The 24,223-nt window shown below is 71.6% G+C and carries 21 protein-coding genes; 7 read left to right on the top strand and 14 right to left on the bottom strand.

The genetic code is table 11. The features are described 5' to 3' along the window. Positions 1–77: 77 nt before the first annotated feature. Positions 78–2,486 (top strand): Tex family protein, encoded by a 2,409-nt coding sequence (locus ABTY98_RS13775; protein WP_352221096.1) that lies wholly within the window; start codon positions 78–80, stop codon positions 2,484–2,486. A gap of 178 nt (positions 2,487–2,664) precedes the next feature. Further along, a complete protein-coding gene (locus ABTY98_RS13770) occupies positions 2,665–3,255 on the top strand; it encodes a DinB family protein (RefSeq protein ID WP_352221095.1) in 591 nt (196 codons plus the stop codon). A 111-nt stretch (positions 3,256–3,366) separates the two neighbouring features. Here the strand turns inward: ABTY98_RS13770 and ABTY98_RS13765 are convergent, their stop codons facing one another. Next, positions 3,367–3,489 (bottom strand): hypothetical protein, encoded by a 123-nt coding sequence (locus ABTY98_RS13765; RefSeq protein WP_352221094.1) that lies wholly within the window; start codon positions 3,487–3,489, stop codon positions 3,367–3,369. A gap of 13 nt (positions 3,490–3,502) precedes the next feature. On the opposite strand from ABTY98_RS13765, the gene ABTY98_RS13760 reads away from it, so the two are divergent. Next, positions 3,503–3,988: a DUF4232 domain-containing protein gene (locus tag ABTY98_RS13760; RefSeq protein WP_352221093.1), complete on the top strand. Its 486-nt coding sequence runs from the start codon at positions 3,503–3,505 to the stop codon at positions 3,986–3,988. Between the two features lie 56 nt (positions 3,989–4,044). Here the strand turns inward: ABTY98_RS13760 and ABTY98_RS13755 are convergent, their stop codons facing one another. Together ABTY98_RS13755 and ABTY98_RS13750 are read right to left on the bottom strand one after the other, a co-directional pair. Further along, the gene (locus ABTY98_RS13755) at positions 4,045–5,685 is read right to left on the bottom strand and encodes an ABC-F family ATP-binding cassette domain-containing protein (RefSeq protein ID WP_352221092.1); all 1,641 of its coding nucleotides are present in this window, start codon (positions 5,683–5,685) and stop codon (positions 4,045–4,047) included. A gap of 58 nt (positions 5,686–5,743) precedes the next feature. After that, positions 5,744–6,766: an oxidoreductase gene (locus ABTY98_RS13750; protein WP_352221091.1), complete on the bottom strand. Its 1,023-nt coding sequence runs from the start codon at positions 6,764–6,766 to the stop codon at positions 5,744–5,746. Positions 6,767–6,855: 89 nt separating this feature from the next. Here ABTY98_RS13750 and ABTY98_RS13745 point away from each other — a divergent pair, with 89 nt between their 5' ends. Beyond that, positions 6,856–7,827, top strand: coding sequence for an FAD-dependent oxidoreductase (locus tag ABTY98_RS13745; RefSeq protein WP_502994229.1), 972 nt, complete (start codon positions 6,856–6,858; stop codon positions 7,825–7,827). Between the two features lie 4 nt (positions 7,828–7,831). Here ABTY98_RS13745 and ABTY98_RS13740 read toward each other — a convergent pair whose 3' ends face one another. Next, positions 7,832–9,787 (bottom strand): Xaa-Pro dipeptidyl-peptidase, encoded by a 1,956-nt coding sequence (locus ABTY98_RS13740; RefSeq protein WP_352221089.1) that lies wholly within the window; start codon positions 9,785–9,787, stop codon positions 7,832–7,834. Between the two features lie 222 nt (positions 9,788–10,009). On the opposite strand from ABTY98_RS13740, the gene ABTY98_RS13735 reads away from it, so the two are divergent. Next, positions 10,010–11,494, top strand: coding sequence for a M1 family metallopeptidase (locus tag ABTY98_RS13735; protein WP_352221088.1), 1,485 nt, complete (start codon positions 10,010–10,012; stop codon positions 11,492–11,494). Positions 11,495–11,563: 69 nt separating this feature from the next. On the opposite strand, the gene ABTY98_RS13730 is transcribed toward ABTY98_RS13735, so the two are convergent. Beyond that, complete coding sequence (locus ABTY98_RS13730; RefSeq protein ID WP_352221087.1) at positions 11,564–12,055, bottom strand: macro domain-containing protein; 492 nt, start codon at positions 12,053–12,055, stop codon at positions 11,564–11,566. A 42-nt stretch (positions 12,056–12,097) separates the two neighbouring features. Beyond that, positions 12,098–13,567 (bottom strand): amino acid permease, encoded by a 1,470-nt coding sequence (locus ABTY98_RS13725; protein ID WP_352221086.1) that lies wholly within the window; start codon positions 13,565–13,567, stop codon positions 12,098–12,100. Positions 13,568–13,831: 264 nt separating this feature from the next. Between ABTY98_RS13725 and ABTY98_RS13720 the strand changes: the two genes are divergently transcribed. Then, positions 13,832–14,557, top strand: a complete 726-nt coding sequence (locus ABTY98_RS13720; RefSeq protein WP_352221085.1) for a MerR family transcriptional regulator — start codon at positions 13,832–13,834, stop codon at positions 14,555–14,557. 69 nt (positions 14,558–14,626) lie between these two features. On the opposite strand, the gene ABTY98_RS13715 is transcribed toward ABTY98_RS13720, so the two are convergent. Genes ABTY98_RS13715 through ABTY98_RS13700 form a run of 4 tightly spaced genes read right to left on the bottom strand, consistent with a single transcriptional unit; the run spans position 14,627 to position 20,258 of the window. Next, positions 14,627–16,804, bottom strand: a complete 2,178-nt coding sequence (locus tag ABTY98_RS13715; protein WP_352221084.1) for a 3-hydroxyacyl-CoA dehydrogenase NAD-binding domain-containing protein — start codon at positions 16,802–16,804, stop codon at positions 14,627–14,629. Between the two features lie 38 nt (positions 16,805–16,842). Further along, a complete protein-coding gene (locus ABTY98_RS13710) occupies positions 16,843–18,057 on the bottom strand; it encodes an acetyl-CoA C-acetyltransferase (RefSeq protein ID WP_352221083.1) in 1,215 nt (404 codons plus the stop codon). 39 nt (positions 18,058–18,096) lie between these two features. After that, entirely contained in the window at positions 18,097–19,110 is a 1,014-nt protein-coding gene (locus ABTY98_RS13705; protein WP_352221082.1) for an LLM class F420-dependent oxidoreductase, read from the bottom strand. Beyond that, positions 19,110–20,258, bottom strand: a complete 1,149-nt coding sequence (locus tag ABTY98_RS13700) for a CaiB/BaiF CoA transferase family protein (RefSeq protein ID WP_352221081.1) — start codon at positions 20,256–20,258, stop codon at positions 19,110–19,112. Before ABTY98_RS13700 ends, ABTY98_RS13705 begins: the two co-directional genes overlap by 1 nt. 178 nt (positions 20,259–20,436) lie before the next feature. Here ABTY98_RS13700 and ABTY98_RS13695 point away from each other — a divergent pair, with 178 nt between their 5' ends. Beyond that, positions 20,437–21,615, top strand: a complete 1,179-nt coding sequence (locus tag ABTY98_RS13695; RefSeq protein WP_352221080.1) for a saccharopine dehydrogenase family protein — start codon at positions 20,437–20,439, stop codon at positions 21,613–21,615. A gap of 9 nt (positions 21,616–21,624) precedes the next feature. Here the strand turns inward: ABTY98_RS13695 and mmpA are convergent, their stop codons facing one another. From mmpA to ABTY98_RS13675, 4 genes are all read right to left on the bottom strand, one after another. Next, positions 21,625–21,771, bottom strand: coding sequence for a morphogenic membrane protein MmpA (gene mmpA / locus ABTY98_RS13690; RefSeq protein WP_352221079.1), 147 nt, complete (start codon positions 21,769–21,771; stop codon positions 21,625–21,627). 62 nt (positions 21,772–21,833) lie between these two features. Beyond that, the gene (locus ABTY98_RS13685) at positions 21,834–22,523 is read right to left on the bottom strand and encodes an endonuclease V (protein ID WP_352221078.1); all 690 of its coding nucleotides are present in this window, start codon (positions 22,521–22,523) and stop codon (positions 21,834–21,836) included. 214 nt (positions 22,524–22,737) lie between these two features. Continuing rightward, positions 22,738–23,070, bottom strand: coding sequence for a plasmid stabilization protein (locus tag ABTY98_RS13680; RefSeq protein WP_352221077.1), 333 nt, complete (start codon positions 23,068–23,070; stop codon positions 22,738–22,740). Between the two features lie 46 nt (positions 23,071–23,116). Continuing rightward, on the bottom strand, positions 23,117–24,220 hold the full coding sequence (locus ABTY98_RS13675) for a WD40/YVTN/BNR-like repeat-containing protein (RefSeq protein WP_352221076.1): 1,104 nt from the start codon (positions 24,218–24,220) through the stop codon (positions 23,117–23,119). Positions 24,221–24,223: the final 3 nt, after the last annotated feature.

The raw sequence follows: 24,223 nt of genomic DNA, 5'->3' as shown, positions 1-24,223 counted from the left end.
CGGCGCCCTGGGGCCCGGTTGTCGGTGTCACCTGCCACAATTGCCGCGCAACCTCAGTGAGAAGGCGGTACGGGATCGTGACGACACCCGGGTCCCTGGTTCCAGGGTCCATCGAAGGCAGGATCGCCGAGGAACTCGGCGTACGGGAGCGGCAGGTCAAGGCTGCCGTGGAGCTGCTCGACGGCGGTTCGACGGTGCCCTTCATCGCCCGCTACCGCAAGGAAGCGACCGAGATGCTCGACGACGCGCAGCTGCGCACGCTCGAGGAGCGGCTGCGCTACCTGCGGGAGCTGGAGGAGCGTCGGACGGCGATCCTGGAGTCGGTGCGCGAGCAGGGCAAGCTCACCGAGGAGCTGGAGGCACAGATCCGGAGCGCCGAGACCAAGGCGCGGCTCGAGGACATCTACCTGCCGTACAAGCCGAAGCGGCGGACCAAGGCGCAGATCGCGCGGGAGGCCGGCCTGGAGCCGCTGGCCGAGGGGCTGCTCACCGACCCGACGGTGGAACCGCTGGCCGCGGCCGCCGCGTTCGTGGACGCCGACAAGGGCGTGGCCGATCCGCAGGCCGCCCTGGAGGGTGCCCGCGCGATCCTCACCGAGCGGTTCTCGGAGGACGCCGACCTCATCGGCGAGCTGCGCGAGCGCATGTGGGTGCGCGGCCGGCTCGCCGCGAAGGTGCGCGAGGGCAAGGAGGAGGCGGGCGCCAAGTTCGCCGACTACTTCGACTTCGCCGAGCCGTTCACCGAGCTGCCCTCGCACCGCATCCTGGCGATGCTGCGCGGCGAGAAGGAGGAGGTCCTCGACCTCGTCCTGGAGCCGGAGGAGCCGACCGAAGGGCCGTCGTCGTACGAAGGCATCGTCGCCCACAAGTTCGGGATCACCGACCGGGGGCGGCCCGCCGACAAGTGGCTGACCGACACGGTCCGCTGGGCCTGGCGCACCCGCCTCCTCGTCCACCTCGGCATCGATCTGCGGCTGCGGCTGCGTACGGCCGCCGAGGACGAGGCGGTCAATGTCTTCGCGGCCAACCTGCGCGACCTGCTGCTCGCCGCCCCGGCCGGCACGCGCGCGACGCTGGGTCTGGACCCCGGATTCCGTACCGGCGTGAAGGTCGCCGTCGTCGACGCCACCGGCAAGGTGGTCGCCACCGACGTCATCTACCCGCATGTCCCCGCCAACAAGTGGGACGAGGCGATCGCCAAGCTCGCCCGTCTCGCCACCGAGCACACCGTCGAGCTGATCGCGATCGGCAACGGCACGGCTTCCCGCGAGACCGACAAGCTCGCCGGTGAACTCATCGCCAAGCACCCGGAGTTGAAGCTCACCAAGGTGATGGTGTCCGAGGCGGGCGCGTCCGTTTACTCGGCTTCCGCCTTCGCCTCCCAGGAGCTGCCGGACATGGACGTGTCCCTGCGTGGCGCCGTCTCCATCGCCCGCCGGCTCCAGGACCCACTCGCCGAGCTCGTGAAGATCGACCCGAAGTCGATCGGCGTCGGCCAGTACCAGCACGACCTGTCCGAGGTGAAGCTGTCGCGCTCGCTGGACGCGGTGGTGGAGGACTGTGTGAACGGCGTGGGCGTCGACGTGAACACGGCCTCGACCCCGCTCCTCGCCCGGGTCTCCGGCATCACCTCCGGGCTCGCCGAGAACATCGTGGCCCACCGGGACACCAACGGCCCGTTCACCTCCCGCGGACAGCTGAAGAACGTGGCACGGCTCGGCCCCAAGGCGTACGAGCAGTGCGCGGGCTTTCTCCGCATCCGCGGCGGCGACGACCCGCTGGACGCGTCGAGCGTCCACCCCGAGGCGTACCCCGTCGTACGGCGCATGGTGAAGGCGTCGCACCAGGAGGTGGCCGCGCTCATCGGCAACACGGGCGTGCTGCGCTCGCTGAAGCCGGGCGACTTCGTGGACGAGACGTTCGGTCTGCCGACCGTCACCGACATCCTCAAGGAACTGGAGAAGCCGGGGCGCGACCCGCGTCCGGCCTTCAAGACGGCCACGTTCAAGGAGGGCGTCGAGAAGATCTCGGACCTGTCGTCCGGAATGGTCCTGGAGGGGGTCGTCACGAACGTGGCGGCGTTCGGCGCGTTCATCGACGTCGGTGTCCACCAGGACGGTCTGGCGCATGTCTCCGCCCTGTCGAAGACCTTCGTCAAGGACCCGCGGGATGTGGTGAAGCCGGGTGACATCGTCAAGGTGAAGGTCCTCGACGTGGACATCCCGCGCAAGCGGATCTCGCTGACGCTGCGGCTGGACGACGAGGCGGCACCTCAGGGCGGCGGCGGTCGACAGGGCGGCGACGGCGGCGAACGACGTCAGCGCGGTGGGCGTCCGCCGCAGCAGCGGCAGCAGGGCGGCGGGCGTGGGGGCCAGGGTGGCGCCGGCGGTGGCGCGCGGCAGGCGCCGGCGCCGGCCAACAGTGCGATGGCCGATGCTCTGCGCCGGGCCGGGTTGCTGGACGGCGGCAAGAAGGGGAAGCGCTGACCGTACCTTCCGGAGGGCGTGGGGAGCTGCGGGTCCGTTGTGGCTGGTCGCGCAGCACGCGGCGGTGGCCGCATATCGAATGCGGCCCCCGCGCCCCTTGGTTGTTCTGCGTGCCCGGTGTGATCTCGCACTGCGAATTCCCGTGGACCAAGAGTCCGTCGGTCCCGACACTGGCCGCATGAGTGGACCAGAGTTCAAGGCCGATCTTCAGACGTACCTCCAGGACGCCCGTGACGTGCTGTTGTGGAAGTTGGAGGGGCTGTCCGAGTACGACATACGGCGGCCCCTGACTCCCACAGGCACCAGTCTGCTGGGCCTCGTCAAGCATCTCGCCGGTGCCGAGGCCTGGTACCTCGGGGCGACCTTCGGGCGGCCCTTCGCCGCAACGGCGTTGTGGATCACCGGTGACTCCGAGCCCAACGCCGACCTGTGGGCCCGGGCCGACGAGACACGCGAGGAGATGGCCGGGCTGTACCGGCGGGCCTGCGCCCACGCGGACGAGACCATCGACGCGTTGCCCCTGGACGCGGTCGGCCATCTGCCCGGCGCCAACGCGAAGGCGATATCCCTCCACCGGGTGCTGACCCACATGGTCGCCGAGAGCCAGCGGCACGCCGGTCATGCCGACATCGTCCGCGAACTCGTCGACGGGGCTACGGGGCAGCGGCCGGGCGGTACCAACATGGCGCCCGGGGATGCCGGAGTCTGGGCGGAGCACCGGGACCGGGTGGAGCGGGCGGCAGAGGAGGCCGGGCGGGGCGGGCGGTGAACGGGAGACGAAGAGGGTCCGTCGGCTCACCGTCGTATCTGGGCTGCTGATGCTCGCAACCGCGGCCTGCGACTCGGGGGTTCACTATTCCGTCTCCGACACAAAGGTGAGTCACGAGGCTACGGCGCGGCCCAGCACCGCCGCGCCGTCGGCCTCCCCCGCCCGGCGCTCCGCCACGCCGACCGACGCCCCCGAGACACCGGCTTCGAGCCCGGCGGCCGTTCCCTCCGACACACCGTCCCGAGCGGTGGAACCGCCCGCCGCCCCCGACTGCGCCTCGCGTGACCTGACGGCTTCGGAGGGAACGGGCCGGGCCTACAACCACGGCCAGTCGATACGGTACGCCGTGCAGATCGTGTTGGGCAGCCGCTCGGGCTCGACGTGCCGGCTGAGCGGCTGGCCCGGTCTCACCTTCTTCGGTGACGGCAACATCCATGTTTGTACGACGGCCGACCCGCCGGGCTGCGAGAGCGGCCCGGTGAGCACCTCGGGCACCCGCCCGTTCAAGGTCACCCGGTCCCGGGCGGTGGCGCCGCCCGCCGTCTTGCTCAGCCCGGGCCGCACGACCTCGTTCACGATGTCCTGGCCGTTCTGCGGTGTCGACCTCGACGCCCCGTACGGGGTCGAGATACGGCTGCCCGGCGACTCCCGGCCGCTGACCGTGGCGCCCACGAAATACGTCTTCCCGTGCGAGGAGAAGCTGGATGTCACCCCCTTCGGGGTCACCACCTGACCCGCCGCGTCCCCGCCACAGGTGCCCGCGCCGCTGTACGAAGCCGGAGGCGGCTCTCAGCGTTCGGTCACCTTGCCTGCCGCTACCTCCAGGCGGCGGGTGACGTGGACCGCGTCCAGCATGCGGCGGTCGTGGGTGACCAGCAGAAGCGTGCCCTCGTAGGTGTCGAGGGCCGACTCCAGTTGTTCGATCGCGGGCAGGTCGAGGTGGTTCGTCGGCTCGTCCAGGACGAGGAGGTTGACACCCCGGCCCTGGAGCAGCGCCAGCGCCGCACGTGTCCGTTCCCCGGGTGACAATGTCGCCGCGGAGCGAAGGACATGGTCCTGCTTGAGGCCGAACTTGGCGAGCAGAGTGCGGACTTCGACCGGCTCGGTGTCCGGGACGGCCGCGCAGAAGGCGTCCAGGAGGGCCTCTGTGCCGTGGAAGAGCTTGCGCGCCTGGTCGACCTCGCCGACGACGACTCCGGAGCCGAGCGCGGCGTGCCCGGCGTCCAGCGGTACCCGGCCCAGCAGGGCGGCGAGGAGCGTCGACTTGCCGGCCCCGTTCGCGCCGGTCACCGCGACCCGGTCCGCCCAGTCGATCTGCAGGGACACCGGCCCGAAGGTGAAGTCATCTCGTCGTACTTCCGCATCCCGCAGGGTGGCCACCACGGCGCCGGAGCGCGGGGCCGCCGCGATCTCCATGCGCAGTTCCCACTCCTTGCGAGGTTCCTCGACGACGTCCAGGCGTTCGATCATGCGCTGGGTCTGGCGGGCCTTGGCCGCCTGTTTCTCGCTGGCCTCGCTGCGGAACTTGCGGCCGATCTTGTCGTTGTCGTTGGCCGCCTTGCGCCGGGCGTTCTTGACGCCCTTGTCCATCCAGGAGCGCTGCGTCTGCGCGCGGTCCTGGAGGGCGGTCCTCTTGTCGGCGTACTCCTCGTAGTCGTCGCGGGCGTGCCGGCGGGCCACCTCGCGTTCCTCCAGGTAGGCGTCGTAGCCGCCGCCGAAGAGGTTGATCCGGCCCTGGGCGAGGTCGAGTTCGAGGACCTTGGTGACCGTGCGGGTGAGGAACTCACGGTCGTGGCTGACGACGACGGTGCCGGCGCGCAGGCCGGTCACGAAGCGTTCGAGCCGTTCCAGACCGTCCAGGTCCAGGTCGTTTGTGGGTTCGTCGAGCAGGAAGACGTCGTAGCGGGAGAGGAGGAGGGAGGCGAGGCCCGCGCGGGCCGCCTGGCCGCCGGAGAGGGAGGTCATGGGCTGGTCGAGGTCGACGGTGAGGCCCAGGGAGTCGGCGACCTCCTCGGCCCGCTCCTCCAGGTCCGCGCCGCCGAGGCCGAGCCAGCGCTCCAGAGAGGTGGCGTACGCGTCGTCGGCCCCTGGCGCCTCGTCCACCAGGGCCTGGGTGGCCTCGTCCATCACGCGCTGTGCCTCGGCGACGCCGGTGCGGCGGGCGAGGAACGCGCGCACGGTCTCGCCCGGCCGCCGCTCCGGCTCCTGGGGCAGATGGCCGACGGCCGCGGTCGGCGGGGAGAGCCGCAGCTCTCCCTGCTCGGGGGCGGTGAGCCCGGCGAGCAGCCTGAGCAGGGTGGACTTGCCCGCGCCGTTGGCACCGACCAGCCCGATCACGTCCCCGGGCGCGACGACGAGGTCGAGCCCGGAGAAGAGCGAGCGGTCGCCGTGCCCGGCGGCGAGGTTCTTGGCGACGAGGGTGGCAGTCATCAGAACGTCGATCCTAATGCGCCGGGAAGCACACCCTCAGCCCCCTTTTCTCCGCCGGTCAGTGCGCCGTCGCCGCCACCAGGACGCTCCCGGAGGTGCGGGCGACGACATAGGCGCCGTCCTTGGCCGCCTTGCCGTCGAGGGGGATGCGGTGGCTGCCGGGTTCCAGGACGCCGTCGAAGAGGTCCTGGGAGCGGAGGCGGGCGAGGCGGTCCAGGCGGTACGCCGTGAGCTGGACCCGGCAGGGTGAGGTGACCTCGATGCCGGCCGCGCCGTCGGCGGCGACCAGATGGGTCAGACGGCGCTGTGGGAGCGGGCTGCGGTCGAGGGCGTGTTCGATCTGGGCGACGAGGAGAGGGACGATCGGGGCGAGCCCGTCGACGTAGGCGACCTCCACTCCGGCCCGGTCGAACGCCTTGCGTACGGCGGCCCGTTCGGTCTCGCCTGCCGTGGGGCCGAAGGCCACCGCGCCGTAGCCGCGGAGTTCCTCGGCGGGGACGCCCTCGGCGTCGCGGGTGATGTCGGCGCCGATGCCGATGATGCGCAGGGCGGCGGCCAGCTTGGCGAGGAGGGCGACGCGGGCGCCGATCAGGAGGACGCGGCGGCCCGGCGGGGGGCCGGAGTCGTCGAGGAGGGCACCGAGGGCCTCGCGGTACTCGGCACCGCGGAAGCGGAACGGACCGATGCCGTGGTAGCCGTTGAGCTCCAGGTCGGCGTGTTCCTCGGTCTGCCAGGCGAAGTCCCGCCAGACGTAGTCGTCGCCGTCCTTCTCGATGACCGCGGTGACCGCGCCGCAGGCCAGGTCCTCGCACTCGGGGCAGCCGTAGATGACGTACCGGTCCTCGGGCAGCGGTGCGTCGGACTCCAGCAACAGGCTACGGACCTGGGCGGTGAAGATCGCGGGCGGGATGTCGGAGGCGAGCGGGGAGACGGCGTCCAGGTCGGAGAGCTGGAACAGCAGCGGGGCGCCGTCGACGACGAAGTCCACGAAGTCCCGGTGGACCTGGTAGCCGCCGTCGGCGCGGACACCGCCGGCGCGCATCGCCGGGGCCAGGCCGAAGGTCGCGTATGCGGCAGACATGCTGTGAGTATCCCCAGAGCGGGACGATCTGAGCGCGGCATGACATATTCCGCTAACGTCCCGGCGTGGACCGTGAGCTGAGTGACGAAGTGATCGTGGTCGGTGGCGGGGTCGTCGGGCTGACCACGGCGGTGGTGCTGGCCGAGGGCGGGCGCCGGGTGCGGGTCTGGGCGCGGGAGAGCGGCGAGCGTACGACCTCGGCTGTCGCGGGAGCGCTGTGGTGGCCGTACCGCATCCGGCCGGAGCGGTCGGCCGGGGAGTGGGCTCTCGAATCCCTGGCGGTGTACGCGGAGTTGGCGGCGCGGCCGGAGGAGACGGGCGTACGCCTGGTCGAGGGCGTACACGGCGGGCTGCGGCTGAACAGGCTGGGTCCGTGGGCGGCGCGGGTGCCGGGGCTGACCGACACGGCCGAGGGGGTTTCGGCGCGGCTGCCGTTGATCGACATGCCGGTCCATCTGGCCTGGTTGCGGGAGCGGTTGGACAAGGCGGGCGGGACGGTCGAGAAGCGGGTGGTGTTCGGGCTGGGTGAGGTGCCTGCGGCTGCTGTGGTCAACTGCACCGGGCTCGGGGCTCGTTCGCTTGTTCCGGATCCGGCCGTGCGTCCGGTGCGCGGGCAGCTGGTCGTGGTGGAGAACCCGGGGATCACCACCTGGTACACGTCCGTCGACGCGCCCGACGGGAGGCCCGGCGGAGGATCCGAAGAGGGATTCGAAGAGGGATCCGAAGAGGGTGTCTCCGCCTACTTCTTCCCGCAGCCGGGCGGGTTGCTGCTCGGGGGTACGGCGGAGGAGGACGCCTGGTCCCTGGAACCGGATCCGGACATCGCGGCCGGGATCGTGGCGCGTTGTGCGGCGGTACGGCCGGAGATCGCCGGGGCGCGGGTGCTCGGGCACCGGGCGGGGCTGCGGCCGTACCGGGAGGCGGTCCGGCTGGAACGTGAACTCCTTCCGGACGGGCGGGTATTGGTGCACAACTACGGGCACGGCGGGGCCGGGGTCACTGTGGCCTGGGGGTGTGCCCGTCAGGCGGCCGGGCTGGTGGATCCGGGCCCGGCCGCCTGATCGGTCAGCTCAGCGGGACGCGCAGCGCGGTGTGCGGGGCACGCACGCCGGTCAGGGCGCCCGCCTCGGGCGCGGTCCAGCTCGCGGAGGTCGCGCGGGCGAACGCGGCAGCTCCGCCGACGAGCGGGACCCTGGCCGCGGTACGGGACAGGTCCAGGGTGAGCGTCGGCGTCGTGGACGGCGGATCGATGAGGTCCTTGTCCGTGCCCGCGACGATCAGCGCCAGGCGGTGCCCCTTGGGTACGACATGGTCGGTGGCCGCCAGGTCGAGGGTGATCGTGTAGGCCTTGCCCGGGGTGAGCGGGACGCCCTTGCCGGGGTCGGCGTAGGTGCCGAGGTCGGCCCAGCCGCGGCTGAGGACCGTGTAGTCGACGGACTTGGTCTTGGCGGCGGTCTCCAGGAAGCAGGCGCTGTCACCGGCCGTGCTCTCGCCCCAGCAGGTGCGGTCGGTGAGGGTGGTGATGCCCTCGGCGGCGTCGGCGTAGTCCCGGATGGTGTCCGGGCCGAGGTCGACCAGGACGGCGGTCAGGTGGGCCGTCGAGGTGGTCGGGGTGGCGGTGACCGTGACCTTGGAGGAGCCGGACAGGCGCAGGTCGTGCGTGAGCGGCGCGGTGAGGAAGCCGGCCTTGTCCGAGGTCGGGGTGGCGATCTGGGCCGCCCAGTCGGTCTCGCTCTGCCGCGGGTCGTCCGTGAACGTCTCGGTGCCGGAGCTCCGGCTCAGGCCGAGGGTGCCCACGCCCGCCCGGGTGCCGGTGGCGGGGCGCAGGGTGGTGGCCTGCGTACCGCGCGGCGGCCAGACGGACGAGGTCACCCACTGGTCGGGGTGGCGTTCGACGTCGGCCATCGGCTCGCGGTCGATGCCGTTGTCGTAGCCGAGGAGTTCATGGTCGAACCAGCGGTGCAGGGTGTCGACCCAGGCGCCGCGCCGGTAGTCGAAGGGGTCGACATGGCCCGTCTGGGAGAGCCAGATCTTGCGCTCGACGCCGTTCTTGGCGAGCGCGTCCCACCACTGGCCGAAGTTCTTGGTGCGGACGTTGAGGTCCTGCATGCCGTGCACGAGGAACACGCTGGCACGCACCTTGGAGGCGTCCTTGACGTAGTCCCGCTCGGTCCACAGACCGGTCCAGTCGCCGGTGCGCGGCGCGCCGTCGACCAGCTTCTGCTGTACGGCGGCGCACTTGGCGTAGGCCGCGTCGCTCTCCACCGCGCCGGCCAGCCAGTCGGGTCCGGAGTCGTAGAGCGGGGCGCCCTGGGCGAAGTAGTAGTCGTACCAGGAGGAGATGGAGCTGATCGGGACGATCGTCTGGAGGCCTTTGACGCCGGTGGCGGCGACACCGTTGGCGATGGTGCCGTCCCAGCTCTTGCCGATCATGCCCGTCCTGCCGTTGGTCCAGGTGGCCTTGACGGTGGTGCCGCCGGTGCGGCTGCTGTACGCCTTGGCGCGGCCGTTCAGCCAGTCGACCACGGCCTTCGCGGACTGGATGTCCGAGCGGCCGCCGACATCGACACAGCCGTCGGAACGGTTGGTGCCGGCCAGGTCGACGCCGACGACTGCGTAGCCGCGGGGCACGAAGAAGTTGTCGTAGAACAGCGGCATCCGGACGATGTTGCCGTCGGCGTCGTACGTCTTGAGCTGGCTCTCGTTGCCGCGTCCGCAGCAGGAGTAGTAGGGGCTGGCGTCCATGATGACCGGCACCTTGCGGCCCTGCGCGGCGGGTTCGGCGGGCCGGACGATGTCCGCGGCGACGCGGTCGGTCTTTCCGTCGCCGTCGGAGTCGAGGCCCGTGTCCACCCAGACCGCCTCGCGGATGGCGTCGGCGTAGGAGTAGACGGGACGGCTCTCGCGCGGGGCCGCCCCGGCCGCCTGGGCCGCGACCGGGCTGAGGAAGGCGGCTGTCAGGGCTGCGACAGCCGCGATGACGAACGGTCTCCAGATCGTGAAGCGCGTGCGTTTCGGCATGCGGCGGACGCTACCCCGGTCAACTCCCGTGCAGAAGGGGGCGCCTGAGGGACGCGCCGGGCTGATTGCGGCCGAATGGCGATCGTGTGACAGCAGGGGCCGTGGACAGGCCAGGGGTCACAGGGACTGAATAGGCTCCGAACAGTTTCGTGCTCCATCGACTTGGCGTTCCCGCCCGGTTGTGGCGGGCGCGCCTCGGCCCCCTAGCGATCTGGAGTTCTCGTGCACCGCAGAATCCTCGCGCCGGGCGCACTCGCGGCGGCCTCCCTTCTGCTGGCGATCCCGGCATCGGCCGCGAGCTACAGCCCCGGCGCGCCGGGCATCGGCGACCCCTACTACCCGTACTACGGCAACGGCGGTTACGACGTCTCCCACTACGACCTGCGTCTGCAGTACCAGCCGGCCACCGACGAACTGGCCGGCACGGCGACGATCCTGGCGCGGACCACGCAGGACCTGTCCAGCTTCGACCTGGACTTCCTCCTCGACGTGAGCGAGGTGCGGGTCAACGGGGCGAAGGCGGACTTCGCCACGACCGGTCAGCACGAGCTGGTGGTCACCCCCAAGTCACCGCTGGCGAAGGGCACACCGGTCACGGTGGTCGTCCGCTACAGCGGGGTGCCGTCGACGAAGAGCGCCTACGGCTTCAGCACCTGGCACCGCACGCCCGACGGGGCGGTCGCGGCGGACGAACCCGAGGCCGCCTGGTGGTGGTATCCGAGCAATGACCACCCGCTGGACAAGGCGACGTACGACGTCTCGGTCGCCGTCCCGGACGGCACCCAGGTCATCTCCAACGGCCTGCTCCAGTCGACGAGTTCACAGCGCGGCTGGACCCGCTACAACTGGCGGCAGAACAAGCCGCAGGCGACCTATCTGACCACGCTGGCCGTCGGCAGGTTCGACATCACGACGAGTACCTCCGAGGGCGGCGTTCCGGTCGTCAACGCCTACAGCAAGGACCTCGGCGACAACGACGCGGCGGCGCGGGCGAGCGTGGAACGCACCGGGGAACTCGTCGACTGGCTCTCCGGTTACTTCGGGCCGTACCCCTTCAGTTCGGCCGGCGGGTATGTGCCGAACACGACGACCGGGTACGCGCTGGAGACGCAGACCCGCGTGTACTACAGCCCCAGGCAGTTCGCGAACGGCTCCAACACATCCGTGGTGGTGCACGAGCTGGCGCACCAGTGGTACGGCGACGACGTCTCCCTCAAGGGCTGGAAGGACATCTGGATCAACGAGGGCTTCGCCCGTTACGCCCAGTGGCTGTGGTCCGAGCACGAGGGCGAGGGCACGACGCAGGAACTCGCCGACTACGTGTACGCGTCGCATCCGGCCGACGACGCGTTCTGGACGGTCAAGCCGGGGGATCCCGGCCCGGACGACCAGTTCGACATCGCCGTCTACGACCGCGGGGCGCTGGCCGTGCAGGCGCTGCGGAACGCGGTCGGTGACGACGCCTTCTTCGCGATCCTGAAGGGGTGGCCGAAGGAGCATGCGTACGGCAATGCCTCGGTGGCCGACTTCGAGGCTTACGCGGAGCGGGTGTCGGGGAAGTCGTTGTCCGCCGTGTTCGACGCGTGGCTGTTCCAGCCGACGAAGCCGGCGGAGCCTGCGGTGAAGGCCGCGGGGACGGCCAGGACCGTGGCGCCGGCCCAGCCGAAGTCCTGGAGGACGATCGAGGCCACGAACGACGTGCACTGAGGGGTTGCCGGGTTCGGTGGGGTGGGGACTGCGGGGCCGTCGTGGCTGGTCGCGCAGTTCCCCGCGCCCCTAGTGGGGCGCTTCCTCGCCGTAGTCGTACACCGTGACCGCTGTTCCACGCCCCACCAGCCGGTTCTCTATCAGCGGCTCGACGCGCGACCACTTTCCGCCCGCCAGCCCGCAGCCTATGCGGGGCATGTGGACGGACGCGCCGAGTTCGAGTGCCTCGTCGGCCAGCCTGCCGAGCGCCGTGTCGATCGCCTCGTAGCGGACCGGCGCGCCCTTGCTGCCCGTTCTGGTCCCTCGCTGACCGATCATGTTGGCCACCCAGAGGTACCGCTCGACGCGCACCAGTTGGGTCGCGCCCAGGCCGAAGTCGGTCGCCGCGCGGTCGCGGTGCCAGGCTCGGTACGCCTTCTCCGGCTCCGGCCAGCGACGCGAAAGCGCCAGGACGAAGCCCTTTCCCCAACCCCCCAGGTCGTTGCAGACATGGGCGATCACCTTGACGCCCTTGCCCGACGGCGCGGTGGCGTCACCCCGGATGTAAGTGATCTCCGACATGACGCCACCGTAGGCGATGCCACTGACAATGGCGCTGAACTGCTACTTCGTGAGCTGCGACAGTTCCTTGTCGGCTGTCTCGGTGACCCTACGGCGGACGCCGAACCAGCCCGCCACCAGCAGTGCGGCGATGACCGGGATGAGCAGGAGGGTCTTGCGCCCGACCTCCGGGTCGTTCCACATCATGCCCAGGCAGACCAGCAGGAAGGCGATCGTGGCGATCTCGGTGGCCGGGCTGAAGCGGAGGCGGAACGTGGGGCGGTCGACCAGGCCCGCCTTCGCCCGGCGGACGAAGATCAGGTGGCAGAGCATGATGATCACCCAGGTGCTGATGATGCCGAGGGAGGCGACGTTCAGCACGATCTCGAAGGCCTGGCTGGGCACCAGGTAGTTCAGGCCGACGCCGAGCACGCAGACGGCGCAGGTCAGCAGGATGCCGCCGTAGGGGACCTGGCTGCGGTTCATACGGGCCGTGAACTTGGGGGCCGAGCCGGCCACGGCCATGGAACGGAGGATGCGGCCCGTGGAGTACAGGCCGGAGTTGAGGGAGGACATCGCCGCGGTGAGGACCACCAGGTTCATGACGTCGCCGGCGCCCGAGACGCCGATCTTGGAGAGGACGGTCACGAAGGGGCTCTGGTCGGCCGAGTACACCGAGCCGGGGAGGAGCAGGGCCAGCAGGACGACCGAGCCGACGTAGAAGATGCCGACGCGCCACATGATCGAGTTCACCGCGCGCGGGACGACCTTCTCCGGCTCGGCGGTCTCGCCCGCCGCGACACCGACCAACTCCAGGGCCGCGTACGCGAAGATCACGCCCTGCATGACCAGGACGACCGGCATCAGGCCGTGCGGGAGGACACCGCCGTGGTCGCTGATGGCGCTCAGGCCCGGGGTCTGGCCGTCGACCTTGTGCTGGGTGGCCAGCAGGAAGATACCGATCAGCATGAAGCCGACCAGGGTCGCGACCTTGATGATCGCGAACCAGAACTCCATCTCGCCGAAGATCTTCACCGAGATGAGGTTCACCGCCAGGACCACGGCCAGGGCGATCAGCGCGAGCGTCCACTGCGGGATGCTCGTGAACATGCTCCAGTAGTGCGTGTAGAGCGCGATCGCGGTGATGTCGGCGATTCCGGTCGTCGACCAGTTCAGGAAGTACATCCAGCCGGCGACGTACGCGCCCTTCTCGCCGAGGAACTCGCGCGCGTACGACACGAAGGAGCCGGACGACGGGCGGTACAGGACCAGCTCGCCGAGGGCACGGACGACGAAGAAGGCGAAGATTCCGCAGACCAGGTAGGCGAGGGCGAGCGCCGGGCCCGCGTTGTGGAGGCGTCCGCCGGCGCCGAGGAAGAGGCCGGTGCCGATCGCGCCGCCGATGGCGATCATGTTGACATGGCGGGCCTTGAGGTCCTTGCTGTAACCGGCGTCGCCCGCGTCCGCGGGCGTCGGGGCCACGTCGGTCCGGCTGGTGAGGGCCTGTGCCGTGTCCACGGCGTCCTTGCTCACAGGTGGATTCCACTCTCTGGTGCGCCCGAGCGGATCGCGCTCGGGTTTCCGGACGTACTCGGTCGGCGCGCTCGGTGGTGGGCACAGACCACGGCATCACCTTCCCTCGGACACCAGGGCATATGCGATGGCGCAGATCACAGAGCGGCACATCTCACAAGACTGCGATCACGACATCTGGGCGAAGATCCGCTGAACAGATGATCGCGTATCCCGCACGCACCCGGGTGTCACAGTGTCGCTGTGACAGCGATACTGCTACGCATGACGACCGACACCGACAGTGAGTCCGGTGAGCCGGCGCTCACCATCGACGAACTGGCCGCCCGGGCCGGCACCACGGTCCGCACGGTCCGGTTCTACGGCACCAAGGGGCTGCTCCCGCCGCCGGTGATCGGTCCGCGCCGGGTGGGCCACTACGGGCCCGAGCACCTGGCCCGGCTGGCGCTCATCGAGGAGCTTCAGCACCAGGGCATGACGCTGGCGGCCATCGAGCGCTATCTGCACCGGCTGCCGCCCGGGCTGAGCAACCACGACCTGGCCGTCCACCGGGCCGTGATGGCGTCCTGGGCCCCGGACGCCGAGGAGACGGTGAGCGCCGGGGAGCTACGGCGGCGGGCCGGGCGGCCGCTGGACGAGGGGGACGTCGAGCGGCTCGTCGCCATGGATGTCGTACGGCGTGACGGTGACGCCTACCGCATCGATCCGGGCCTTCTCCGTCTCGCCGTACAGCTCCTGGACGTACCGCTGTCCGAGAAGGCGATCCTGGCCGCGCGCACAGTGCTGGTCGAGCACTCGCGCGCGGCCGCCCACGAGCTGTCGCAGCTGTTCCGGGCCGAGATGGCGGAGCGGACCGAGGAGGACGTGAAGTCCCTGTCCGCGCATATGCAGCCGCTGGTGGTGCAGGCGCTGCTGACGACGTTCCAGCGGTCGCTCAGGGAAGAGGTGCACCAGTGGCTCTCCGGCCCGGAGGAAGGCCCGCCCTCCTGAGGGCGGGGACCGGGCCGGACGCCTCCTGGGCGCCCGGCCCGTGGTGTGTCACTGGGCGGCACGGACCGGTCAGCGGCCGTCGGTGAAGGTCTCCCCCTTCGCCGCCTTGTCGACCAGCAGCGCGGGCGGGGTGAACCGCTCGCCGTAGGTCTCGGCGAGTTCACGCGCGCGTGCCACGAAGCCCGCCGGCCCGCCGTCGTAACCGTTGATGTACTGGAGGACACCGCCGGTCCAGCCGGGGAAGCCGATGCCGAAGATCGAGCCGATGTTGGCGTCGGCGACCGAGGTCAGGACGCCCTCCTCCAGGAGGCGGACGGTGTCCAGCGCCTCGGCGAAGAGCATCCGCTCCTGCATGTCCCGGAACGGGATCTGGTGGCCCTGCTTCGTGAAGTGCTCGCGCAGGCCAGGCCAGAGCGCACCGCGCTTGCCGTCCTCGCCGTACTCGTAGAAGCCGGCGCCGCCGCTGCGGCCGGGGCGGCCGAACTCGTCGACCATGCGGTCGATGACCGCCTCGGCGGGGTGCGCGGTCCAGGTGCCGCCGGCCTCCTCGACGGCCAGCTTCGACTCACGGCGGATCTTCTGGGGCAGGGTGAGCGTCAGCTCGTCCATCAGGGAGAGCACCTTGGCCGGGTAGCCGGCCTGGGCCGCCGCCTGCTCGACGGAGGCGGGCTCGATGCCCTCGCCGACCATGGCGACGCCCTCATTGATGAAGTGGCCGATCACCCGGGAGGTGAAGAAGCCGCGCGAGTCGTTGACGACGATCGGCGTCTTGCTGATCTGCCGAACCAGGTCGAAGGCGCGGGCCAGGGCCTCGTCGCCGGTGCGCTCGCCCTTGATGATCTCGACGAGCGGCATCTTGTCGACGGGCGAGAAGAAGTGCAGCCCGATGAAGTCCTCCTGGCGCTCCACTCCCTCGGCGAGGGCGGTGATGGGGAGCGTGGAGGTGTTGGAGCAGAGCAGGGCGTCGGGGGCGACGACCGCCTCGATCTCCTGGAACACCTTGTGCTTGAGCGAGGTGTCCTCGAAGACGGCCTCGATGACCGCGTCACAGCCGGCGAGGTCCTGCGGGTCCGCGGTGGGCGTGATGCGGGCCAGCAGCGCGTCCGCCTTCTCCTGGCTGCTACGGCCCTTGGCGACGGCCTTGGCGCACAGCTTCTCGGAGTAGCCCTTGCCCTTCTGGGCGGCCTCGAGGGAGACGTCCTTGAGGACGACGTCGATGCCCGCGCGGGCGCAGGAGTAGGCGATGCCGACGCCCATCATGCCCGCGCCGAGGACGGCGACCTTGGTGACCTTGCGGGGCTCGACGCCCTTGGGCCGGTTGGCGCCGGAGTTGACGGCCTGGAGGTCGAAGAAGAACGCCTGGATCATGTTCTTCGAGATCTGCCCGGCGGCCAGCTCCACGAAGTAGCGGGCCTCGATGACCTGGGCGTTCTCGAAGTCGACCTGGCTGCCCTCGACGGCGGCGGCGAGGATGCGGCGCGGCGCCGGGTAGGGGGCGTTGTTGGTCTGCTTGCGCAGGGTCGCCGGGAAGGCGGGCAGGTTGGCCGCGAACTTGGGGTTGGCAGGCGTACCGCCGGGGATCCGGTAGCCCGGCTTGTCCCAGGGCTGCTGAGACTCGGGGTTGGCGTCGATGAAGGCGCGGGCCTTGGCCAGCAGATCCTCCGGCGTCTCGGCGACCTCGTGGATCAGGCCGTTCTCCTGGGCGCGGCGGGCGTTGTACTGGGTGCCCTGGAGGAGGACCTTCAGCAGGGCGTCGGCGATCCCGAGCAGGCGGACGGTGCGGACGACTCCGCCGCCGCCGGGGAGCAGGCCGAGGGTGACCTCGGGGCAGCCGATCTTGGTGCCGGGGGTGTCGAGGGCGACGCGGTGGTGGCAGGCCAGGGCGAGTTCGTAACCGCCGCCGAGGGCGGCGCCGTTGATGGCGGCGACGACGGGCTTGCCGAGGGTCTCGATACGGCGCAGGTTCCGCTTGATGGCGAGGCCGCCGTCGAAGAGGTCCTGGGCGGTCTCGGGGGTGACCCGGATGAGGTCGCGCAGGTCGCCGCCGGCGAAGAAGGTCTTCTTGGCGGAGGTGAAGATGATCCCCCGGATCGAGTCCTGCTCGGCCTCCAGGCGGTCGGCGACCGCGGCGAGGGACTCGACGAAGGCCGCGTTCATGGTGTTGGCGGACTGGTTGGGGTCGTCCAGGACGAGGGTGACGACGCCGGTGTCGTCCTGTTCCCAGCGGATGGTGGTGCTCTCGGTCATGTGAGGGTCTCCGTGAGGTCTCTTGGTTCCGCCGGGGTTCAGACGCGCTCGACGATGGTGGCGACGCCCATGCCGCCGCCCACGCACAGGGTGGCGAGGCCGTAGCGCTTGTCCTGGCGCTCCAGTTCGTCGACGAGGGAGCCGAGGATCATCGCGCCGGTGGCGCCGAGCGGGTGGCCGAGGGCGATGGCGCCGCCGTTGACGTTGACCTTGTCCAGGGACAGGCCCATGTCCTTGACGAAGCGCAGCACGACCGCCGCGAACGCCTCGTTGATCTCGACCAGGTCGATGTCGTCGATGGTGAGGCCGGCCTTGGCGAGCGCCTTGCGGGTGGCGGGGGCGGGGCCGGTGAGCATGATGGTCGGCTCGGAGCCGGAGACGGCGGCCGAGATGATCCGGGCGCGCGGGGTGAGGCCGTAGCGTTCGCCGATCTCCTGGGAGCCGATGGCGACCAGGGAGGCGCCGTCGACGATGCCGGAGGAGTTGCCCGCGTGGTGGACGTGGTCGATCTTCTCGACCCAGTGGTACTTCTGCAGCGCGACCGCGTCGAAGCCGCCCAGCTCGCCGATGTCGGCGAAGGAGGGCTTGAGCTTGGCGAGGGAGTCGGCGGTGGTGCCCGGTCGCGGGTGTTCGTCGTGGTCGAGGACGACGAGTCCCGCGCGGTCCTTCACAGGGACCACGGAACGGTCGAAGCGGCCCTCCTTCCAGGCCGTCGCCGCCCGCTCCTGGGAGAGCGCCGCGTACTCGTCCACGTCCCGCCGGGAGAAGCCCTCGATGGTGGCGATCAGGTCGGCTCCGATGCCCTGCGGCACGAAGTTGACGGCCAGGTTGGTCATCGGGTCGTTGAACCAGGCACCGCCGTCGGAGGCCATCGGCACCCGGGACATCGACTCGACGCCGCCCGCGAGGACGAGGTCCTCGAAACCCGAACGGACCTTGGCGGCGGCCATGTTGACGGCTTCCAGACCGGACGCACAGAAGCGGTTCTCCTGCACTCCGGCCACCGTGTCGGGCAGTCCGGCGGCGATCGCGGCGATCCGTGCGATGTCGGAGCCCTGGTCGCCGACCGGGCCGACGACACCGAGCACGATGTCGTCGATCGCGGCCGGGTCGAGCCCCGGGAAACGGCCCTGGATCTCGTGGATGAGACCGACGACCAGGTCGATGGGCTTCGTGCCGTGCAGGGCGCCGTTCGCCTTGCCGCGGCCGCGCGGGGTGCGGATCGCGTCGTACACGTACGCTTCGGTGCTCACTGACAAGCCTTTCAACGAGGGTTTGGGGGCGGTGGGTGGTCAGAGCCAGTTCTTGACGGTCTCGACCAGGCGGGCCGGGTCCGGGCCGACGGGGATGACGTCCAGCGTGGTCACGCCCGCCTCGCGGAAGGCGGCGATGCGCTCACGGACGTAACCCTCTGGGCCGCACAGTGATATGAGCTCGCAGAACTCGTCCGGTACGGCCGCCGCCGCGTCCCGGTGGCGGCCGGCGAGGTACAGATCCTGGATGAGCCGGGCCTCCTTCTCGTAGCCGTAGGCGACGGCGAGGTCGTTGTAGAAGTTCTTGCCGGGTGCGCCCATGCCGCCGACGTACAGGGCGATCCTGGGGCGGGCCAGGTCACGTGCGGCGGCCGCGTCCTCGCCGATGGCGAGCAGGCCGCCGGCGACGATCCGCAGCGGTCCGAGGGCCGGGTCGCGGCGGGCGGCGCCCTCCTTCAGCGGGGTCCCCCAGACGGCCTGCGCCTTCTCGGGGACGAACAGGGTGGGCAGCCAGCCGTCGGCGATCTCGGCGGTCATCCGGACGTTGGCGGGGCCGAGGGAGGCCACATAGAGCGGGACCTCGGCGCGGACCGGCCTGGTGAGGATCTTCAGGGGCTTGCCGAGGCCGCCGGGGCGGGGCATGTCGGTGATGCCGTGGTGGTCGATGGTCTCGCGGCGCAGGATCCGCCGGGTCAGCTCGATGGTCTCGCGGGTGCGGCCGAGGGGCTTGTCGTACGCCTTCCCGTGCCAGCCCTCGACCACCTGCGGGCCGGAGGCGCCGAGCCCGATGATCGCCCGGCCGCCGGAGATCGCGTCGAGGCCTGCGGCCGTCTGGGCGATGAGGGCGGGGGTGCGGGAGTAGACGTTGAGGATCGCGGAGCCGATCTTCATCCGCTCGGTGCGGGCCGCCAGGTAGCCCATGATGGTGGGCGAGTCGAAGCCGTACGCTTCCGCGACCCAGACCGTGTCGAGGCCCGCCGACTCCAGCGCGGCCGCCCGGTCCGCCGCCGAGCGCGGGTCGCCCGCGTAGTCGAGGAAGGTCGAGAGCTCCATCAGGTGGCGTCCTTGTCGTCGTCGAGCAGGGCGGGTACGGCCCAGTCGTGGGCCACCTCGATGGTGTCCGCGCCCGGCTGGGCGGGGGCGGTGCGCACGGTCGTGGGGGTCGCGGAGAAGCGGGGGGCGGGGGCGGGCTGGGTGATGCCGCCATGGTCGGTGAAGGTGCCGCGGGCCGCCAGATGGGGGTGGTGCGGGGCCTCGCCCAGGGAGAGCACCGGCGCCACGCAGGCGTCGGAGCCCTCGAAGACAGCCGTCCACTCCTCGCGGGTGCGGGCCTTGAAGCGGGCGGCGACGCGCTCGCGCAGCTCGCCCCAGCGGGTCCAGTCCTTGCGGGCGTCGGCCAGGTCTTCGAGACCGCCCAGCAGCCGGAGGAACTCGGCGTAGAACTGCGGCTCCAGGGCGCCGACCGCCATGTGCCCGCCGTCGGCGGTTTCGTAGGTGCCGTAGTACGGGCAGCCGCCGTCCAGCAGGTTGGCCGCGCGCCGGTCCTGCCAGCCGCCGGCGGCCACCATGCCGTGGATCATCGCGGTGAGGTGCGCGGTGCCGTCCACGATGGCTGCGTCGACGACCTGGCCGGTGCCGGTCGCGCGCGCGTGGTGCAGCGCGGCCAGGACGCCGACGACGAGGTAGAGGGAGCCGCCCGCGTAGTCGCCGAGCAGGTTGGCGGGGACGGCCGGGGGTTCGTCGGGGCGGCCGATCATGCCGAGGGTGCCGGTGACGGCGATGTAGCCGATGTCGTGGCCCGCGCGGTGGGCCAGCGGCCCCTCCTGGCCCCAGCCGGTCATCCGGCCGTAGACCAGGCCGGGGTTACGGGCGTGGCAGGCCTCGGGGCCGACGCCGAGGCGCTCGGCGACACCGGGGCGGTAGCCCTCGACGAGGATGTCGGCACGCTCGGCCAGGTCGAGGACGCGGGCCGGGCCGTCGGGGGCCTTCAGGTCGACGAGCACCGAGCGCTTGTTGCGGTTGGTGACGTCGTACGCCGGGTCGATCGCGAGCCCCGGGCCGCCAGGCCGGTCGACGCGGACCACGTCGGCGCCCAGGTCGGCCAGGAGCATGGCGGCGAAGGGGCCCGGTCCGATGCCTGCCAGCTCGACCACGCGCACGCCGGAGAGCGGGCCGTGTCCTGGCGTCCCTGCCGTGGTCATGCCGCCCCCAGTCATTGACACAACTGATGTAACACCGACGATGCTAGGAACACGTTCCACCGGGCACAAGGGTGGACGAGCAAGCGCTTAGTCAAGATGCCCGGTGGGGTGCGTCCGCACTCCTCACGCTAGCCTCAGCCACCGACAACGGCGCGGGCTGCAACGACCGAGAGGTGTCATGAGCAGGCTGAAGATGACGGACCGTCCCTACGACATCGTGCTCTTCGGGGCCACCGGCTTCGTCGGCGAGCTCACCGCCGACTATCTCGCCGCCCACGCGCCCCAGGGCCTGCGCTGGGCGATCGCGGCCCGGGACGAGCGCAAGCTGAAGGCGCTGCGCGAGCGGCTGCCGGGCGGCACGGAGGTCGGGCTGCTGCGCGCCGACGTCACGGAACCCGCCACGGTCCGCGCGCTCGCCGAGCACGGGCGCGTGGTGGCCACGACGGTCGGTCCGTACGGCCGCTACGGCGAGGACCTGGTCGCGGCCTGCGTGGACACCGGCGCGGACTATCTGGACCTGTGCGGGGAGCCCGAGTTCGTGGACCTGACGTATGTGCGGCACGACGCACGCGCTCGGGAGACGAGGGCCCGCCTGGTGCACGCGTGCGGGTTCGACTCGGTCCCGCACGACCTCGGCGCGTACTTCACGGTCCGTCAGCTGCCCGAGGGCGTGCCGCTGACCGTGGACGGCTTCGTGACCGCCGACGCGACCTTCTCCGGCGGCACCTTCGCCTCCGTCCTCGACCAGTTCGCGCGCCCCCGGCAGGTGATCGCCGCCGCCCGGGACCGCGCCCGGCACGAACCCCGGCTGATAAGCCGCCGCGCGACCGCGACCGCCGGGCCGCCGCGCTTCGCCAAGGAGGTCGGTGCCTGGGCGCTGCCGCTGCCCACCATCGACGCCCAGATCGTGCGCCGTTCGGCGAAGGCCCTGGACCGCTACGGCCCGGACTTCCGCTACCGGCACTACGCCGCGGTCAGGCAGCTGCCGGTGGCGCTCGGCGGGGTCGCGGCCGTCGGCGCGGTCGCCGCGGCCGCCCAGCTGCCGCCCGCCCGGCGCTGGCTGTCGGACCGGCTCAGGCCCGGCGAGGGGCCCAGCGCCGAGAAGCGCGCCCGCAGCTGGTTCACGGTCCGGTTCGTCGGCCAGGGCGGCGGACGGCGTGTCTTCACGGAGGTCTCGGGCGGCGATCCCGGCTACGGCGAGACGGCGAAGATGTTCGCCGAGGCCGCGCTCTCCCTCGCCTTCGACGACCTGCCGGCGACGGCCGGCCAGGTCACCACCGCGCAAGCGATGGGCGACGCGCTGACCGAGCGGCTGCGCGCGGCCGGGATCGGCTTCCGGGTGGCGGCCACGCTGTAGGAGACGCTGTCAGGACTGCCACGCCACCACGGTGTAGAGCATCCCGACGATCCAGGCGAACCCCGCCACCACCGCGAGGACGAGCGCCGCGTTCACGGCGCGCTCGACGGGCTGGGCGGGGTCGGCCGCGGGCTTGGGGGCACGGTGTGTCGTCATGCGGGCCAGCCTGCCGCCCAGGCCAGGGCGGCCACATCCGTACTCGTACTCAGTAGGGGTACTCAGGCCTGGGCCTCCCGAAGTGCCCTGCGGCACAGCGCGTCCGCGCGGCGGGTGGTCTCCGGCAGGCGGTAGTCCGGGGTGAGCGCCAGCGTGTGGGCGCAGGCGTTGTCCAGGCTCACCCGGTGGCCGACGGAGACGAACACCGGCTTGACGCCGTCCCGGGTGCGCAGCGCGCGGCCGACCTCCTCGGTGCCGGCGAGAAGCGGTGCGTGGCTGCCGCGCGGGGCGTCCGGGTCGTCGTACGCGAAGACGAAGGGGTTCTTGGCGACGCCGATGGTGGGCAGGCCGGTGAGGACGCCGAGGTGGCTGGCGAGGCCGAAGCGGCGCGGGTGGGCGAGGCCGTAGCCGTCGCAGACGACCAGGCCCGGCGGGCAGGGCAGAGCGTCCAGGGCGGCCCGTACGGTGGGGATCTCGCGGAAGGCGAGCAGGCCGGGCACGTACGGGAAGGAGACCCGGCCGACGGCGGTCGCCTCGGCGACGGCCTCCAGGGTCACCGCGTCCAGGACGACGGCCGCCGCCACGACCAAGTCCCGCTCGTCGTCGTAGGCCACGTCGACGCCCGTGACATGGCCCGCGCCGGGCGCCGGTCCCGGCTCGTCGAGGACCACCCGTCCCCGCAGCTCGTCCTGTACGGCCAGGGCCGCTTCCTCGGTCGCGGGCCAGCCCGCGGGTACACATACGGTCGTCATGGTGGCCACGAGCGTACGACGCACCACACGCGCGAGCGGTGACGGCCCGAAGCAGAACCCTGCGCAGGGCCCAACTCGCGAGCGTACGCCGACGGCTCGCGCCTGCGGAGACCGGCCGAACCGGAAACCGCCCGCCCGCCTCACGCGCGTACGGCGCAGGCCACGAGAGAACCCGGCGCGCGGCGTAGCCCGCCTCGCGCCTATGTGGGGTGGGTCAGCTCTTCTTGGCGTTCAGGGCGCGTTGCAGCTGGGCCTTGTTCATGTCCGAACGGCCCTCGACGCCGCGCTGCTTGGCCTCCTCGTAGAGCTGGTCGTAGGTCGGGCCCCCGGAGCCGCTGTGCGACCGCTTGCCGCCGCGCTTGGAGGACGACATGTCCTGGGTGGAGGTACGGCTGGCGGTCTTGGACTCGCCGGAGCGTGCGCGTTCCTTGTTGACGGTCCGCGCGGCGATCTCCTCGGCGCGGTCTTCGCCCTCGCCCCGGTCGAGCGCGCTCTCCTTGATGTGCTCGTACTGGCGTTCCCGCTTGGGGCTGGATCCTCGTGGCATGATCATCGCTCCCTTCGTGGGTGTGCCGACACCGGGTACCCGCGGGTCAGCCCTCCAGACGTGCCGCCCGCCCCTGCTCACCGGCCGCCCAGCAGCTCAGGTCCGGGGCGCAGTCGACGGTGTCGTACGAGCCGGTGTCGACCGTCCGCCAGGTGCGACCGCCGTCGGTGGTCAGGTCGGTGCCGGTGGGGCCGACGGCGAGGGCGGCGGTGCGGCTGTGCGGCAGCCAGGCGGCGCCGGAGCGGTAGGCCGGCGGCGGTGTCGTCGTGGACTGCCAGGTGCGGCCGCCGTCGCGGGTGACCGCGGCCGCCTGCGGGGAGGGCTGATCGGGGCGGTAGTCGCCGCCGACCGCGAGGCCGTGGGTGCGGTCGCGGAAGGCGAGGGCGAAGACGCCCTTGGCCGGATCGGCCGCGGGGACGGGGGTGTCGGCGGCGGTCCAGGTCAGTCCGCGGTCGGCGGAGTGCAGCACGCGCGCGTGCGCGCCGCCGCCCGTGGCCAGCCAGGCGTCCTTCGGCCCGGAGGCGACCAGGCACTGGCCGCTCGCCGCGAAGCCCGCCTCGCCGTCCAGGGCGGCCGGCATCCCGCGGTCCGGCAACACCCGCCAGGTGCGGCCGCCGTCGCCGGTGGACAGGATGCGGAACCTGCCGTCCACCGGGTCGCTCATGGCGAGGCCGTGGCGGCGGTCGAAGAAGGTCATGCAGTCGTAGAAGGCGGCGGGGTCGGTGTTGCGGAACGACTCGGTCCAGGTCGCTCCGCCGTCGTCGGTGCGATAGACGCGGGACGCCTCGCCCTCGCCGATGGCAAGCACCACCGCGCGGCGCGCGTCGAACGCCTCGACGTCCCGGAACTGGAGGTCGCCCGCGCCCGGCGGAGAGACGTTCCGCCAACTGGTCCCGCCGTCGGTGGTGCGCAGCACGGTGCCGGCCGTTCCGGCGAGCCAGGCGGTGTGGCGGTCGACGGCGGCCAGGCCGCGGAACCGCACGTCCGGTGCGCCGGTGTCCTTGAGCGCCCAGTGCGGTGCCGGTGTCGCCGCGCGCGCGGAGCCCGCGGTCAGCGCGGCCAGCGCCGCCCCGCACGCCACCGCCGCCGTCACCGCCCGGCTCGTACGTCCCGTCCGCCCTGCCCGCCGCGTGCTCCCCAAGCGCCTCATGGC

The organism is Streptomyces sp. NPDC096040 (assembly GCF_040303265.1).
Taxonomy (GTDB): Bacteria; Actinomycetota; Actinomycetes; order Streptomycetales; family Streptomycetaceae; genus Streptomyces.
This window is presented reverse-complemented; position numbering and strand designations above follow the sequence as displayed.

Coding starts and splice junctions, on each gene's coding strand:
- ABTY98_RS13730 (WP_352221087.1), bottom strand. CDS start 12,055: ATGTCGGAGATCACTTACATCCGGGGTGACGCCACCGCGCCGTCGGGC.
- ABTY98_RS13715 (WP_352221084.1), bottom strand. CDS start 16,804: ATGACCGAGAGCACCACCATCCGCTGGGAACAGGACGACACCGGCGTC.
- ABTY98_RS13720 (WP_352221085.1), top strand. CDS start 13,832: ATGACGACCGACACCGACAGTGAGTCCGGTGAGCCGGCGCTCACCATC.
- ABTY98_RS13740 (WP_352221089.1), bottom strand. CDS start 9,787: ATGCCGAAACGCACGCGCTTCACGATCTGGAGACCGTTCGTCATCGCG.
- ABTY98_RS13770 (WP_352221095.1), top strand. CDS start 2,665: ATGAGTGGACCAGAGTTCAAGGCCGATCTTCAGACGTACCTCCAGGAC.
- mmpA (WP_352221079.1), bottom strand. CDS start 21,771: ATGACGACACACCGTGCCCCCAAGCCCGCGGCCGACCCCGCCCAGCCC.
- ABTY98_RS13705 (WP_352221082.1), bottom strand. CDS start 19,110: ATGGAGCTCTCGACCTTCCTCGACTACGCGGGCGACCCGCGCTCGGCG.
- ABTY98_RS13680 (WP_352221077.1), bottom strand. CDS start 23,070: ATGCCACGAGGATCCAGCCCCAAGCGGGAACGCCAGTACGAGCACATC.
- ABTY98_RS13675 (WP_352221076.1), bottom strand. CDS start 24,220: ATGAGGCGCTTGGGGAGCACGCGGCGGGCAGGGCGGACGGGACGTACG.
- ABTY98_RS13695 (WP_352221080.1), top strand. CDS start 20,437: ATGAGCAGGCTGAAGATGACGGACCGTCCCTACGACATCGTGCTCTTC.
- ABTY98_RS13755 (WP_352221092.1), bottom strand. CDS start 5,685: ATGACTGCCACCCTCGTCGCCAAGAACCTCGCCGCCGGGCACGGCGAC.
- ABTY98_RS13700 (WP_352221081.1), bottom strand. CDS start 20,258: ATGACCACGGCAGGGACGCCAGGACACGGCCCGCTCTCCGGCGTGCGC.
- ABTY98_RS13750 (WP_352221091.1), bottom strand. CDS start 6,766: ATGTCTGCCGCATACGCGACCTTCGGCCTGGCCCCGGCGATGCGCGCC.
- ABTY98_RS13685 (WP_352221078.1), bottom strand. CDS start 22,523: ATGACGACCGTATGTGTACCCGCGGGCTGGCCCGCGACCGAGGAAGCG.